This window comes from Prescottella agglutinans, from assembly GCF_004011865.1.
Classification (GTDB): Bacteria; Actinomycetota; Actinomycetes; order Mycobacteriales; family Mycobacteriaceae; genus Prescottella; species Prescottella agglutinans.
The window spans coordinates 111,828-126,305 of record NZ_RKLP01000004.1 but is presented as its reverse complement, the minus strand read 5'-3'; the positions used below and the strand labels follow the sequence as shown (position 1 = coordinate 126,305).

Sequence of the window (14,478 nt, the reverse complement as noted above, 5' to 3'; positions counted from 1 at the left end):
CCGGACAGCCTATCGAAGCGCGCAACGACATATCCGGCTGGAACCGGCCGCTGCGTGGGAACATACGGCGATGACCGCTGCAGCACCGGAGTCCGTGGGCAGTCCGGGTCGACGCACGCACCCCGTCCATCGCGCGGTCCGGCTGGCGTTCGCGGTGCTGGGCATCGTCGCGCTCGCGTGGATCCCGCTGCGCAACATCGGCGAACCGGCGTTCTCGGTGGCGAACTACTTCAGTTACTTCACGATCCTGAGCAACGTGCTGGCCGTGGTCGTGCTCGGTGTCGGCGCGATCCGCGACCCGCAGGGCGTGCGGTGGCAGCTGGTGCGCGGCGCCGCGACGGTCTACATGGTGATCACCGGCATCGTCTACGCGGTGCTGCTCGCGAACGTCGACGTCATGCTGCAGGACCGGTGGATCAACGACGTGTTGCACCGCATCCTGCCGTTGGTGCTGCTGGGCGACTGGGTGGTGGCGCCGCCCCGCATGCGGATCCCGGACCGGCAGTCGCTGTCGTGGCTGGCGTTCCCCGTCGTCTACGGCGTCTACTCGCTGATCCGGGGACCGATCGTCGACTGGTACCCGTACCCGTTCATCGATCCGCGCGACCAGGGTTACCTCCAGCTCGCGATCGGACTGGTCGTGTTGCTCGTCGCGATGGCACTCATGGCCCTGGCCGTCAACGCGGTCGGTCGCCTCGGACGCCGGTGGCGCGGCCACGAGGCCGAACGCGAACCCGTGGCATAGTCGCCGGAGAGACGATGTGATCCGGACAGGGGAGAGCACTGATGGGTGGAGCACTGTGGCACGGGTTCGCGGACATGGGAGCGGTCCAGCGCGAGGGTGCGTTCGTCGTCGCTCGCGGTGAGGGCGCCTACATCTGGGACGACGGCGGCACCCGCTACCTCGATGCGACGGCCGGCCTGTGGTTCACCAACGTCGGGCACGGGCGCACCGAGATCGCCGAGGCCGTCGCCGCGCAGCTGTCGAAGGTGGCGCACTTCTCGAACTTCGGTGACTTCACCTCTGACGTCACCGTCGCGCTCGCGGACCGGCTGGCCGAGATCGCCCCGGTGCCGGGGTCGAAGGTGTTCTTCACGTCGGGCGGATCCGACTCGGTCGACTCCGCCGCGAAGCTGGCCCGCCGCTACTGGACGGAGGTCGGTCGGCCGTCGAAGAAGCTCGTCGTGGCCAGGCAGAAGGCGTACCACGGGATGCACGTGGCCGGCACCGCGCTGGCCGGCATCCCGGTCAACCGCGAGGGGTACGGCGAGCTGATGTCCGACGCCCGCACCGTCGCGTGGGACGACGCGAAGGGGCTGCTCGAGCTGATCGAGCAGGAGGGCGCGGACGCGATCGCCGCGTTCTTCTGCGAGCCGATCATCGGTGCCGGCGGAATCTATCTGCCGCCCGAGGGCTACCTGACCGAGGTCCGCGACATCTGCCGCGAGCACGACATCCTGTTCGTCGTCGACGAGGTGGTCACCGGATTCGGCCGGATCGGCGGTTCGTGGTTCGCGTCGACCCGCTTCGACCTGCAGCCGGACATGGTCACCACCGCGAAGGGGCTCACGTCCGGGTACGTCCCGATGGGTGCGGTCTTCGTCGCACCCCGGGTCGCCGAGCCGTTCTTCGGCGGCGGCGTGTGGTGGCGGCACGGCTACACCTACGGCGGCCACGCCGGGGCGGCGGCCGCGGCGATGGCGAACCTCGACATCATCGAGCGGGAGAACCTGCTCGCGGACTCCGCGCGACTGGAGGCGTCGCTGCACGAGCACCTGTCCCCGCTCGCGGCGCACCCGCGGGTCGCGGAGGTGCGCAGCGGCCTCGGCGCGGTCGCGGCGGTGCAGTTGGCCGATCCGGCCGAGGCGCTGCCGTTCGTGAAGGCGTTGCGCGAGTTCGGGATCTCGGGTCGTGCCGCCGGTCAGGGCGCGATGCAGTTCTCGCCGTCGTTCGTCATGACCGACGACCAGGTCGCCGAGATGGCGGCGGGGGTGGCCAAGGCGCTGGGGTGACCCCCGCACCGGCTGCGGGTCAGTGGTGCCGACGGAGCCGCCGCGACAGGCGTTGGCGCAGTGACGGTTTCACCTCGACGAGGTCGACGGTGGTGCGGTCGGCCGCCGCGGACGCCTGCGCGTGGCGGGTGTGCAGACGGTCGCGGACCTCGTCGGGGGTGTAGGCGCGGCGCTGCCGTTCGGCCCGTGCCGCGAGGACTCCGCCGGCCGCCACCCCGACCGCACCGGCCAGGCCGAGGGCCTTCCACACACGTCTGCTGTCGATCCGCATCGCTCTAGGCTAGGTGGATGATTCGGCAGCCGCATCCATCGGAGATCGACCTGGACGAGGCGGTCGACGCCACCCGCACCGGCGACATCTGGATCTTCCGGGGACACTCGGGGGCCGATCGCGCAATTCAGACGCTGACGAACAGCCCCGTGAACCACGTCGGCATGTCGGTGGTTCTCGACGACATGCCGCCGTTGATGTGGCATGCCGAACTCGGGCGCTCGCTGCCGGACATGTGGACCGGCAAGTTCCAGCGCGGAGTCCAGTTGCACGACCTGCGGGCGGCGGTCCAGGTGTGGGGCGCCCGCTACGGCCAGCGGGCCTGGCTGCGGCAACTCGCCGCGCCCGTGACCCGCGAGCAGGAGGACGCGCTGCTCCGCACGATCGCCCGCCTGGACGGGACGCCGTTCCCCTCCAGCGCGAAGCTCGCGTCCCGGTGGTTCGGTGGACGGCTGCCGTCGTGGCGGGGTCGGCGGCGCGGGGACGAGGTCGGGGAGCGCGGCGGCGTCGAGAGCGCCTACTGCGCCGAGGTGGTGGCGTCGACCTACGAGGCGATGGGCCTGTTGACCGCGGATCGCAAGACCAACTGGTACGACCCGGGCCGGTTCTGGAGTGGTGACCGCCTCCCGCTCGCGCCCGGGGTGGGGCTGGGGGACGAGGTCGCGGTGCTCCTCGGTCCGGACGATCTGGCCTCGGGAGCGACTCCGCGGCGGTGACCGCGTGACCTACGCCACCGAAAAGGCGTGTTGGTTATCACATAACGGGTGGATAACGACCGGTCTGCCGACTTGCAGACACGCCGAACGCAACTGCGTAAACATGATCGAGTGACGCCGATTCTCGGACGTCCGTACCGAAAATGCGGGTCGTGACCTTTCCGTGACCGTCGCTTACGGTCGTTACCGGTTCGAGACGAACGGACCACGCCGAATCGCCGCTGCAAGCACCTGTCCCCGTGATTCGGACACCCGATTCTTCGAGGGGGCGGGGGTGAGACGGGTCGGCATTCCGCCCGACGCGGTCGGCGCGAGAACGCCGTCTCACTGGCAGGAGCGGAGAGGATCTACCCGAATGACCAGCTTCACCATCAAGCGCGCCCTGGGCGCCGTCGTTGCCACCGGCGCCGTCGTCGCGATCCTGCTGGCGATCGGCACCGGAACCGCCAACGCGGCCGGTAGCCACGACTGGTCCGGCGTCGCCGAGTGCGAGTCGTCCGGCAACTGGGCGGCCAACACCGGCAACGGTTTCTACGGCGGCCTGCAGTTCACGCAGAGCACCTGGGAGGCCTACGGCGGCACCGGCAGTGCCAACAACGCGAGCCAGGCCGAGCAGATCCGCGTCGCCGAGAACGTCCTCGAGGGCCAGGGTGTCGGGGCATGGCCGGTGTGCGGCCAGTACCTGACCAGCGGCAGCACCGCGGGTGTCGCCGAGGCCGCGCCCGTCGTCGAGTCGGCTCCGGCCTACGAGGCCCCCGTCGAGCAGGCCCCGGTCTACCAGCAGCAGGCGACCGAGTTGGCGCAGACCGTCAGCGCCGGCATCGGCAACTACGTCGTCCAGCTCGGCGACACCCTGTCGGAGATCGCCGAGGCGCACGGAGTCTCGCTGACGAACCTCGCCGCCCAGGTCCAGAACCCCGACCTGATCTTCCCCGGACAGACCCTGTCCCTCTGATCCGGTCCACGACCGACAGCTCGCGGCCCCGCCGGTGACCACTCCCGGCGGGGCTGTCGTTCGTCCGCCGTACGGCCCGGTCAGGCCTCCGCGGCCCGGGCGAACCACGTGACCGTGGCCCCGTTGTCGAACGTGGTGGCGTCGGTCCGGGTGAAGGCGGTCGGCTGGAACGGGCCGCCGAACACGGGCCGCCCGGAACCGGCGACCACGGGGTAGGTCTTGACGATCAACTCGTCGACCTCCGGGAGGAGTGCGCCGGCCAGCGTGCCGCCGCCGGCCAGCCAGATGTCGAGGCCGTCCTCCTGCTTCAGTTTCCGGACCGCCTCGAGCGGATCGGCGGCGATCAGTTCGACGTCCGGGTCAGGGCTCGCCCCGAGCGTCGACGAGACCACGACCTGGCGAAGGTGTGCGTACGGGCTGGTGACGCCGATGTCCAGCGCGGGTTCGTAGGTGCCGCGGCCCATCACGATCGTGTCGAACCTGCGATTCGGTTCGCCGACGAGTCCAGCTGCGGGGCGGATGTGTGTCGGAACGGTCTCCGGGTACCGCTCGTTGATCCATGCCGCCATCGCGTCGGACAGGGGGTAGAAGTCGACCTCGCCGTCGGGTCCGGCGATGTAGCCGTCCAGGGTGATCCCGACGTAGTACACGAGCTTGCGCATATAACACTCCGTCCGTAGTACTCTGCATGAAGTGGTTGCGAAGTTAGTACTACGGATGGAGTGGTGTCAAGGTGCGGCGGAATGCTGAGCGGCGCGCGGCGCTGGTCGACGGCGCGATCGAGGTGCTGGCGCGCGAGGGAGCGCGCGGACTGACCTTCCGGGCGGTCGATACGGAGGCCGCGGTGCCGCCGGGCACGGCGTCGAACTACTTCGCCAACCGGGACGACCTGCTGACGCAGGCGGGGATGCGGGTCTACGAACGGTTGAAGCCCGACGATGCGACGCTCGATCTCAGCATGCGCGGTGCGCACGACCGGCAGCATCTCGCCGCGCTGATGCGCGAGACCGTCGGCCGCGTCGCCTCGTTCCGCACCGGGTTCCTGGCGCTGCTCGAGCTTCGACTCGAAGCGACCCGGCGCCCCGAACTCCGCGCGGTCCTCACCGAGCGGGTGCGGCAGGACCTGGATTTCAACATCGCCAACCACGTCGAGTCGGAGATGCCGGGGGACCCGACGACCGTGACGCTGCTCTACATGGCATTGAACTGGTTGATCGTCGACCGGCTGACCCTGCCGGGTCTGTTCACGGACGAGGAGATCGACGCACTCGTCGACGCCGCCGTCGATCGGGTCCTGCCGGGCTGACCCGCGGTCGTCAGGCGACGATCCGGCGCTCGGCCCGGACCAGGCCGCCGATCTCGACGGTGCCGTCGTCGCCCCACGTCGTGTGGATCCGCGAGCCGCGTCCCTGGACGATGAGCAGCGCCCGCCGCAGGTGTGCGGTGATCCGCACGGCCGCCGACCCGGTCGCCTCGTCCTCCGCGATGCCGAGGTCGGGGGCGAACATCCGGGACCTGATTCGGCCCTCGAGCTCGTCCTCCCATGCCCAGACGTAGTGGTGCCCGCTGGTGAAGTCGTGGGCCCGGGCGTGCACGACGTCCTCGACGTGCGGCATCGGGTGGATCGTGAACTCCGGAGCCCAATCCGGCTGTGAGCGAACCCAAGTCGCGCCGTGGCGTGCGCGTGTCTCGACCCGGCCGGCCGGTACCTCGAGCGCGTCGACCGCGAGGCCGTTGTCGTCGAGCCACCACGCGAGACCGACGGTCGGATGACCGGCGAACGGGAGTTCGGCGGCCGGGGTGAAGATCCGGGCACGAGCGGTGCGCGTGCCCGGATCGGGGAGATCGACGAACACCGTCTCGCTGAAGCCGAGATGCTTCGCCAGGGCCTGACGCTCGGCATCATCGACGACGGCCGCCGCGTCGACGATGCCGAGCGGATTGCCGTGCTTGCCGTCGGGGCCGGAGGAGACGCGGACGACGTGGACCTCGACTGCCATGCGGCTCAGGCTATCCCCGGACCGGCGGAAGCCCGCCCGGCGCGGTTGCGTGTCGACGCGCATTTCCGGGGTTGCCGGCGGACTGCAGGGCGTCGAGGGTGCGCAGAGCCTCGTCGACGTCGCGGCCCGCGAAACCCGTGCCGACCGACACGAACCGGATCTCGTTGTCCGGGTCGACGATGAAGGTGGCGCGCTCGGCGAAACCGTCGGCGTTCAGGCCGCCGGTGGCCGCCGTCAGTTCGCGCTCGGGGTCCGAGAGCATCGGGAACGGAATGAACTTCAGGGCCTCGTGTCGTGCGCGCCACCGGAGGTGCGCGAACTCGTCGTCGACGGAGACACCGAGCACCTGGGCGCCGCGATCGGCGAACGCGTCGTACAGCCCGCCGAATGCGGCGACCTCGTCCGGGCACGCGGCGGCGAAGTCCTCGGGCCAGAACGTCACGATCCGCCACTTGCCGGCGTAATCGTCGCTGGTGACCGGGGTGAAGTAGTCGTCGGGCCGACGAGCCTCGACGGTGGACAGGTTGCCGCCGACGACCGCCCTGAGGTTATAGGTGGGGAACTGGTCGCCGATGGTCAGCGGGGTCGCGTGTCGTCCGTGCTTCCTGTGGCCGTGCATAGCGGGTAGGCGTGCGGGCGCCACGTCGTGCTCACGACCTCTCGAAAGGTAAAGGTGATAGGTGGCACTATACTGATAGGTATGGCTGATGGGACCTACCAACCAACACTGTCGCAGCTGCGCGCCTTCGTCGCGGTGGCCGAATATCGCCACTTCGGCACCGCCGCAGCGCGTCTGAGTGTGAGTCAGCCCACCCTCTCCCAGGCGCTCGCGTCGCTCGAGAACGGCCTGGGGGTGCAGTTGATCGAACGCAGCACCCGCAGGGTCCTCGTCACGTCGGCCGGTGAGCAGCTGCTCACGCAGGCGAAGCTGATCCTCGATGCGGCAGACGGTTTCGTCGCCGCCGCGGCCGGGGTCGGTGACAAGCTGGTGGGACCCCTGCGGGTCGGGTTGATCCCGACCGTCGCTCCCTACGTGCTGCCGGCCCTGCTGCCCGCACTGCGTCGCGAGATGCCCGCGCTGGTTCCTCAGGTCATCGAGGACCAGACCGCGCGGCTGATCGAGTCGCTGCGGACCGGTGCGATCGACGTCGCAGTGCTGGCGCTGCCCTCCGAGGCGCCCGGACTCATCGAAATTCCCCTGTACAAGGAGGATTTCGTGGTCGTCCTGCCCAAGGACCATGCCTTCGCCGGCCGCGACGACCTGCCGCTCACCGTGCTCGACGAGCTGCCCCTGCTGCTCCTCGACGAGGGTCACTGCCTGCGTGACCAAACGCTGGATCTGTGCCGATCCGTCGACGCGCACCCGCTGTCCGGCGACACCCGGGCGACGTCGTTGGCGACCGTGGTGCAGTGCGTCGCAGGGGGATTGGGTGTGACCCTGGTCCCGGAGTCGGCCGTCGACATCGAGACGAGGCGCGGCGATCTGGCCACGGCTCGGTTCTCGAGCCCGGCACCGGGGCGCACGATCGGCCTCGTGTTCCGGGCGTCGAGCGGCCGCGCCGACGGGTACATGCAGTTGGCCGGGTTGCTGCGGGACGTCGCACCGGCGGGAGTCCTCGCGGATCGAACCTGACCGTTCCGATCCCACGCAACACCGCGGCGCGGGATGATCGGATGGTCGCGAGGAGGCGAGATGGCGATGGACACCGCAGTCGCTGCCGGATGGGGACCGTTCGTCGAAGCGGCCTACGACCAGTTCTATGCCGCCCCTCGAGTGGTCAACCCGGCGTCGATGGCGCTGCCGGCGGGCTTCTCGCTCGTCCGCACGATCCAGATGACCGACGTGTCCGGATCGGCTCCGGTGTTCTTCGGGTTCCTCGCGGCCGGCGGGACACCGAAGGTCCAGGTGATCGCGCTGCGCGGCACCGCGACCGCCGCCGAGTGGGTGGACGACCTGCACTGGGCGCCGGTCCCGTTCACGCAGGTGAGTGGCGGCGGGAAGGTGGCCGAGGGTTTCCTCGATCTCTACGACACCATTGCCACCATGCGACCGGGGCAGCCCGTGGTCTCCCTCGGAACGGGGGATCTCGTGTCGGCGATCGACCCCGCCGTGCCGCTGGTCGTGACCGGTCACAGTCTCGGTGGCGCCCTGTCGACGCTCCTGGTGGCAGACCTCGCGGCGAACTCGGCGCTGAAGCCCCAGGCGTGGACGTACGCGGCGCCGAAAGTGGGTGATTCGAACTTCGCGGCGCGATACGGGGAACTCAGCACCGTGTCGTGGCGGATCTACAACATCGTCGACCCGGTCCCGTACTTTCCCCGCGACCCGGTCGACGACTACCAGCACGTCAACACGGGCTATGCGATCGATTCGCTGACCTATGCCCGCTGGAGCCTCGGCTGCGCGCATTCTCTGAACACGTACCTGCACGGGCTGTCGCCCGGGACCGTCACGCTGGATTCGGCCTGCCGCATGTGACCCGCGGTCCGCGGATCGTGCGGGGGCGCGGCGTATGCCGGTGCTCGCGGAGACATCGATGGTTGCAGGTGCGAAGATTCACGGGTGCGAGCCGCGTCACGTTCGGTGGGCGTGCTCGCGCGAGATCGATCAGAGATGAAGGAGTGGGCTGGCTTGAGCACCAGTGTCATCGTTGCGGGGGCACGGACCCCGATCGGCAAGCTGTCGGGGGCGTTCGCCTCCCTGACCGCGGTGGATCTCGGCGCGCACGCCATCGCGGCGGCGGTCGAACGGGCCGGGGTAGGTACCGACGGCGTCGACGCCGTCGTGATGGGGACCGTCGTGCAGGCCGGCGTGGGCCCGAACCCGGCCCGCCAGGCGGCGGTCGGGGCGGGTCTGCCGATGACCGTCCCGGCGACCACCGTCAACAACCTGTGCCTGTCCGGCCTCGAGGCGATCATGCAGGCCGACCGGCTGATCGCCACCGGTGCCGCGGACGTCGTGGTGGCGGGAGGAATGGAGTCGATGACCGCCGCGCCCTACGTGGTGCGCGGCGCCCGTCAGGGTCTGAAGTACGGCTCGACCGGTTTCGAGGACGCGCTGGACCGCGACGCACTGACGTGCGCGTTCGACGGCATCTCGATGGGTGCCTCCACCGAGCGCTACCAGGCGGGGGAGAACATCACCCGCGCCGAGCAGGACGAGTTCGCCGCCCGCTCGCACCGCCTCGCGGCCGCCGCGACCGAGTCCGGCGCGTTCGCCGCCGAGATCGCACCCGTCGAAATCTCCTCCCGCAAGGGCACCGTCACGGTGTCGGAGGACGAGGGCATCCGCGCGCAGACCACCGTGGAGTCGCTCGGAAAGCTGCGTCCGGCGTTCGCGAAGGACGGCACCATCACCGCCGGCGCGTCCTCACAGCTGTCCGACGGTGCGGCGGCCGTCGTCGTGATGCGCAAGGAACTCGCGATCGAGCGCGGTATCGAGTGGCTCGCCGAGATCCGCTCGCACGCCCTCGTGGCGGGACCGGACACCTCGCTGCTGCACCAGCCCGCGAACGCCATCGAAGCCGCGTTGAAGCGTGACGACGACACCACCGTCGCCGATCTCGACCTGCTGGAGATCAACGAGGCGTTCGCCGGCGTCGCGATCGCGTCCGTGCGGCAGCTCGGCGTCGACGCGGAGAAGGTCAACATCAACGGCGGCGCCATCGCGGTCGGCCACCCGGTCGGCATGTCCGGTGCGCGCATCGCGCTTTCGCTGGCGCATTCGCTCAAGGCGCGGGGCGGCGGAAAGGGTGCGGCCGCGCTGTGCGGCGGCGGCGGTCAGGGCATCGCCATGATCCTCGAGGTGTAACGACAGCTGTGCCGCCCGTGCGCGGTCGTCGAGTCGACGGACTCGGTGGCCGCGCACGCGCGCGTCAGCGCTTGCCGCGCCGCGCCTTCTGAGGTTTTCGTGGTGGCGGCACCTTGCCCGCCTCCGCCCGGGCGGCGCGTCTGGCCGCCGCCTTCTGGGACGCGGTGCGCTTGGGCGCCGGTTCGGGCGCGCCATGGCCGCGGGAGCTGTTGGCGCTGCGCCCGCGCACGATGCCGACGAACTCCTCCACCAGGTCGGTCGTGGCCGTGGTTGCCCAGGCCAGGGCAACGGGGGAGAGCGGGCCGTCGTTGACGGTGCGGTACGTCAGGTCCTTGCGGTGGTGCAGTCGGGCGAGGGACTGGGGCACCACCAGCACACCCACCCCGGCCGCGACGAGTTCGACAGCGTCGCCGGTCGTGTCCGGACGGTGCAGTGCCGGGGTGCCCGGTCGAGCCTGCCACTCGAGCGTGTCGTCGTGCGGATGCAGCACGATCTCGTCCGCCAGGTCGGCGGCGGACACCTCGTCGGCGGCGGTGACCACGTGGTCCTTCGGCACCAAGACCACCGGAATCTCCTCGTACAGCGCGATCACGCTCAGCCCGTCGCGGTCCACGGGCAGTCGGAGCAGCGCGGCGTCGGCGCGGTCCTCGCGTAGCGCGGCCGTCGCGTCGGCGGCGTCGACCGCGACCAGTTCGAGCGGTGTGTCGGTGACCCGCTCACCCCAGATGCGGACCCACTTCGCGGGGGTGACACCGGGGACGTACGCGAGCCGGAACGGTCGGGAATCAGTCGCCTCGGTCACCCGGTCAGGCTACCCGCCGCCCGTGGGGAGCCACCGGTGCGGCCGCGCGGGGCAGGCTCGTTACCCTTGACGTATGACGTCGCAGAAGACCCCCCAGACGATGAAGCCGGCAACCGCCGCGAAGAAGCTGGGTGTGTACCTCCAGGCCACCCCCGCCGAGTTCCAGGACGGCGTGGTCTCGCGCGACGAGTTGAACGAATGGCAGACCAACCCGCCGGAGTGGCTCGTCGCGCTCCGCAAGGACGGACCGCACCCCAAGAACGTCGTGGCCGCCAAGCTCGGCGTCTCCATCGCCGGACTCGCCCGCGGCGGGATCGCCGAGGCGCTCACCACCGCGCAGATCGACGCGCTCCTCGCCGACCAGCCCGACTGGCTCGTCGCCGAGCGGACCAGCTTCGTCGAGGTCCGCAAGGAGGAGCAGCGCGTCAAGGAACTGCATGCCACCAAGCGTGAGGAGTCGAACCGCAAGCCGCGCAACGCGGGACCGTTCAAGCCGTCGGCCTAGCGTTCGGACGCTTCATCGGGCTGTTGCTGCGGGCGCCTCTCGGCGGATGTCGCAGTAACAGCCCGACGGCGTCTACGGGGCCGACTACGTGTTGGAGGGGACGGGCTGAGCGTCGGCGGTCCGCCACTGGTCGCGCAGCGACCGCTCCCGCCCGAGCGCCCGGGTCTGCGCGACCGCACCGGCGACGACGAGTGCCACATACAGTGCGTACCACCACCAGTCGTGCGTGACGTCGGCGGTGAGGGTCGGCTCGTCGAAGTCCGTGGTGTCGAGGGTGCCGGCGAGCAGCATCACGCCGCCGACGATCGTGACCGCGCCGCCGAGGACGCTGACCACGACGAGCAGCACCGCCGGCAGGTCCACCGCCAGCGCGAGGACCGCCAGCGCCACGCCGACGACGACGCCGACGGTGATCACCACCCAGTTCCAGGTCACTCCGAGCGCGGCCATCCCGGCGGAGCCGAGGGCGAATCCGACCGACGCCATCGTCAGCGTCACCGCCACCGCGTAGTACAGGTAGGACAGCACGGCGAACAGGACGGCGACGAGGATGCCCACCAACCAGCCGAGGAAGGTGGCGAGGTAATCGTCGCCGGTGATCGCGGACACCAGTCCGGCGCCCAGATTGAGGCCCGCGAACGCGCCCCACAGCGCGATGACGAACCGCATCGCCGGCACGCCGCGGAAACAGAACACCGCGCCGACGAAAACGGCCAGGATCCCGATCACGATGTCAGACATAGGGGAACAGTACCGACCAGGTGGTGTGTCTGCGCTGTGAACGCGCCTCAGCCCTCGGCCACCTCGAACTCGTCGAACACCACCTCGCCGGCCGCGTCGGATTCGGCGAGGTTGACCTCGCCGAGCAGCGCCCAGCCGTGGTCGCCGTTCGGGTCCTCGAGGACCTGTCGGACGCGCCACAGCGTCGGCTCCACGGTGACCTGGAACAGCAGCGGGCCGCGGGCGGACGGGCCGGTCCCGATCTCGTCGTACTCGTCGAAGTACAGCTCCAGGAGGTCGGCCCAGTCGTCGGCGTCGAGGCCGTCACCGAGTTCGGCGAGGTCGTCCCACCGCTGCCGGGACGCCAACTCGACGCGGCGGAACATCGCGTTGCGGACCATCACCTTGAAGGCGCGGGTGTTCGCGGTGATCGGCCGCGGCGTGTCGGCGCCGAACGCGACCTGCTGGTCGTCGGACTCGGCGCCCGGGTTGGTGAGCTGCTCCCACTCGTCGAGCAGGCTCGAATCCACCTGGCGGATCAGCTCACCCAGCCATTCGGTGAGATCCTCGAGTTCCTCGGTCCGGGCCTCTGCCGGAACCGTCTGCCGCAGTGCGCGATACGCGTCCGCGAGGTAGCGCAGCACCAGGCCCTCGGAGCGGGCGAGGCCGTAGTGGCTGACGAGTTCGGCGAACGTCATCGACCGCTCCACCATGTCGCGGACCACGGACTTGGGGGAGAGGGCGAACTCGCTCATCCACGGATGCCCGGCACGGTACGTCTCGAACGCCGGGAAGAGGATGTCCGCCAGCGGCTTCGGCCACGTGATCTCCTCGAGAAGCTCCATCCGCTCCTCGTACTCGATGCCGTCCGCCTTCATCTCGGCCACCGCCTCGCCGCGCGCCGCGTGCTGCTGCGCCATGAGGATCTGCCGCGGATCGTCGAGCGTCGACTCGATGATCGACACGACGTCGAGTGCGTAGCTGGGGGATTCGGGATCGAGCAGTTCCAGCGAGGCGAGCGCGAACGGCGACAGCGGCTGATTGAGCGCGAAGTCGCGCTGCAGGTCCACCGTCAGCCGGGCCATGCGGCCGTACTCGTCGGGCTCGTCGAGTTGCTGCACGATGCCCGCCTGCAGCAGGCCCCGGTAGAGCCGGATCGCCTTGAGGATGTGCCGGCGCTGCGCCGGGCGCGGCTCGTGGTTGTCCTCGAGCAGATGCCGCATGGCCTGGAAGCAGTTGCCGGGGCGGGCGATCACGTTGAGCAGCATCGAGTTGCTCACCGAGAACCGGGAGACGAGCGGCTCGGGAGACGCCACGATCAGCTTGTCGAACGTGCCCTCACCCCACGACACGAACCCCTCGGGCGCCTTCTTGCGCTGCACCTTCCGACGCTTCTTCGGGTCGTCGCCCGCCTTCGCCAGCGCCCGCACGTTCTCGATCTCGTGCTCGGGCGCCTGCACCACGACCGTGCCCATCGTGTCGTAGCCGGCCCGGCCCGCGCGCCCGGCGATCTGGTGGAACTCCCGCGCCCGCAACTGCCGGGTGCGGGTGCCGTCGAACTTCGTCAGGCCCGTCAGCAGCACCGTGCGGATCGGCACGTTGATGCCGACGCCGAGCGTGTCGGTGCCGCAGATGACCTTGAGCAGGCCGTCCTGCGCCAGGCGTTCGATGAGCCGGCGGTACTTGGGCAGCATGCCGGCGTGATGGACGCCGATGCCGTGACGGACCAGACGCGACAACGTCTTTCCGAAGCCCGTGGTGAACCGGAACGCCCCGATCGCCTCGGCGATCGCGTCCTTCTCGGCGCGGCTGCACAGGTTGACACTCGTCAGCGCCTGCGCGCGCTCGAGCGCGGCCGCCTGGGTGAAGTGCACGACGTACACCGGCGCCTGGTGCGTGGTGACGAGCTCCTCGATCTCCTCGCCGATCGGGGTCTGCGAGTACGAGAAGTGCAGCGGTACAGGACGTTCGGAGCCTGACACCTCCGTCGTCGGGCGTCCGGTCCGGCGGGTGAGGTCGTCACGCAGGTGCGTGACGTCGCCGAGCGTCGCCGACATCAGCAGGAACTGGGCCTGCGGCAACTCGATCAGCGGCACCTGCCACGCCCAGCCTCGATCCGGCTCGGAGTAGAAGTGGAACTCGTCCATCACGACCTGGCCGATGTCGGAGCCCGCGCCCTCGCGCAGAGCCAGATTCGCGACGATCTCGGCGGTCGCGCAGATGATCGGCGCCGACGAGTTCACCGACGCGTCTCCGGTCATCATCCCGACGTTGTCGGCGCCGAACACCTCGCACAGCGCGAAGAACTTCTCGCTGACCAGCGCCTTGATGGGCGCGGTGTAGAACGTGCGCCGTCCCTCGGCGAGCGCGAAGAAATGCGCACCGAGCGCCACCATCGACTTGCCGGAGCCGGTGGGGGTGGCCAGGATGACGTTCGCCCCGGAGACCAGCTCCATGAGCGCCTCTTCCTGCGCCGGATACAGCTGCAGGCCGCGTTCGCTCGTCCACGACGTGAAGGCGTCGAACAGGGCGTCGGCGTCGGGGCTGGCGGGCACGAGGTCTGTGAGGAGCATCGATACAGGCTATCGGTCGCCGGACGGGCCCTGCACCAGGTCAGTGTGGAAGCGTCGCGTTGCGGTCGATGGCACGGACACTGCGTGTCCGGGATTCGTCATGTCGATCATT

The 14,478-nt window shown here is 69.9% G+C and carries 15 protein-coding genes and 1 pseudogene; 9 read left to right on the top strand and 7 right to left on the bottom strand.

The annotated features are described in order from the left end of the window. Positions 1-70: 70 nt before the first annotated feature. Together EGT67_RS09515 and EGT67_RS09510 are read left to right on the top strand one after the other, a co-directional pair. On the top strand, positions 71-745 hold the full coding sequence (locus EGT67_RS09515) for a Pr6Pr family membrane protein (protein WP_127915826.1): 675 nt from the start codon (positions 71-73) through the stop codon (positions 743-745). A gap of 41 nt (positions 746-786) precedes the next feature. Then, on the top strand, positions 787-2,013 hold the full coding sequence (locus EGT67_RS09510) for an aminotransferase family protein (RefSeq protein WP_127915825.1): 1,227 nt from the start codon (positions 787-789) through the stop codon (positions 2,011-2,013). Between the two features lie 19 nt (positions 2,014-2,032). Here the strand turns inward: EGT67_RS09510 and EGT67_RS09505 are convergent, their stop codons facing one another. Then, positions 2,033-2,284, bottom strand: a complete 252-nt coding sequence (locus EGT67_RS09505) for a hypothetical protein (RefSeq protein ID WP_127915824.1) — start codon at positions 2,282-2,284, stop codon at positions 2,033-2,035. A 17-nt stretch (positions 2,285-2,301) separates the two neighbouring features. Between EGT67_RS09505 and EGT67_RS09500 the strand changes: the two genes are divergently transcribed. Both EGT67_RS09500 and EGT67_RS09495 read left to right on the top strand, forming a co-directional pair. Further along, complete coding sequence (locus tag EGT67_RS09500) at positions 2,302-3,000, top strand: hypothetical protein (RefSeq protein WP_127915823.1); 699 nt, start codon at positions 2,302-2,304, stop codon at positions 2,998-3,000. Between the two features lie 355 nt (positions 3,001-3,355). Continuing rightward, entirely contained in the window at positions 3,356-3,955 is a 600-nt protein-coding gene (locus tag EGT67_RS09495; RefSeq protein ID WP_127915822.1) for a transglycosylase family protein, read from the top strand. A gap of 80 nt (positions 3,956-4,035) precedes the next feature. Here the strand turns inward: EGT67_RS09495 and EGT67_RS09490 are convergent, their stop codons facing one another. After that, positions 4,036-4,617 (bottom strand): dihydrofolate reductase family protein, encoded by a 582-nt coding sequence (locus tag EGT67_RS09490; RefSeq protein ID WP_127915821.1) that lies wholly within the window; start codon positions 4,615-4,617, stop codon positions 4,036-4,038. A 71-nt stretch (positions 4,618-4,688) separates the two neighbouring features. On the opposite strand from EGT67_RS09490, the gene EGT67_RS09485 reads away from it, so the two are divergent. Then, positions 4,689-5,261, top strand: a complete 573-nt coding sequence (locus EGT67_RS09485; protein ID WP_127915820.1) for a TetR/AcrR family transcriptional regulator — start codon at positions 4,689-4,691, stop codon at positions 5,259-5,261. A 10-nt stretch (positions 5,262-5,271) separates the two neighbouring features. Here the strand turns inward: EGT67_RS09485 and EGT67_RS09480 are convergent, their stop codons facing one another. Both EGT67_RS09480 and EGT67_RS09475 read right to left on the bottom strand, forming a co-directional pair. After that, positions 5,272-5,955 (bottom strand): PhzF family phenazine biosynthesis protein, encoded by a 684-nt coding sequence (locus EGT67_RS09480; RefSeq protein ID WP_127915819.1) that lies wholly within the window; start codon positions 5,953-5,955, stop codon positions 5,272-5,274. A gap of 79 nt (positions 5,956-6,034) precedes the next feature. Beyond that, a pseudogene (locus tag EGT67_RS09475) lies at positions 6,035-6,574 on the bottom strand (redoxin domain-containing protein); the annotation flags it as partial. Between the two features lie 81 nt (positions 6,575-6,655). Here EGT67_RS09475 and EGT67_RS09470 point away from each other — a divergent pair. The 3 genes from EGT67_RS09470 to EGT67_RS09460 all read left to right on the top strand — a co-directional run bounded on the left by EGT67_RS09470 (position 6,656) and on the right by EGT67_RS09460 (position 9,766). Beyond that, positions 6,656-7,588: a LysR substrate-binding domain-containing protein gene (locus EGT67_RS09470; RefSeq protein WP_127915817.1), complete on the top strand. Its 933-nt coding sequence runs from the start codon at positions 6,656-6,658 to the stop codon at positions 7,586-7,588. A gap of 66 nt (positions 7,589-7,654) precedes the next feature. Further along, complete coding sequence (locus EGT67_RS09465; protein ID WP_164877515.1) at positions 7,655-8,434, top strand: lipase family protein; 780 nt, start codon at positions 7,655-7,657, stop codon at positions 8,432-8,434. Between the two features lie 135 nt (positions 8,435-8,569). Next, the gene (locus EGT67_RS09460) at positions 8,570-9,766 is read left to right on the top strand and encodes an acetyl-CoA C-acyltransferase (protein WP_127915815.1); all 1,197 of its coding nucleotides are present in this window, start codon (positions 8,570-8,572) and stop codon (positions 9,764-9,766) included. Between the two features lie 64 nt (positions 9,767-9,830). Here the strand turns inward: EGT67_RS09460 and EGT67_RS09455 are convergent, their stop codons facing one another. Continuing rightward, complete coding sequence (locus EGT67_RS09455) at positions 9,831-10,568, bottom strand: LysR substrate-binding domain-containing protein (RefSeq protein ID WP_127915814.1); 738 nt, start codon at positions 10,566-10,568, stop codon at positions 9,831-9,833. A 73-nt stretch (positions 10,569-10,641) separates the two neighbouring features. Between EGT67_RS09455 and EGT67_RS09450 the strand changes: the two genes are divergently transcribed. Beyond that, complete coding sequence (locus EGT67_RS09450) at positions 10,642-11,073, top strand: DUF5997 family protein (RefSeq protein WP_127915813.1); 432 nt, start codon at positions 10,642-10,644, stop codon at positions 11,071-11,073. An 84-nt stretch (positions 11,074-11,157) separates the two neighbouring features. Here the strand turns inward: EGT67_RS09450 and EGT67_RS09445 are convergent, their stop codons facing one another. Together EGT67_RS09445 and EGT67_RS09440 are read right to left on the bottom strand one after the other, a co-directional pair. Beyond that, positions 11,158-11,814: a DUF4203 domain-containing protein gene (locus EGT67_RS09445; RefSeq protein ID WP_127915812.1), complete on the bottom strand. Its 657-nt coding sequence runs from the start codon at positions 11,812-11,814 to the stop codon at positions 11,158-11,160. Positions 11,815-11,861: 47 nt separating this feature from the next. Further along, positions 11,862-14,366 carry a DEAD/DEAH box helicase gene (locus EGT67_RS09440; protein WP_127915811.1) on the bottom strand — a complete coding sequence of 835 codons (2,505 nt, stop codon included), beginning with the start codon at positions 14,364-14,366 and terminating at the stop codon, positions 11,862-11,864. Positions 14,367-14,478 lie beyond the last annotated feature (112 nt).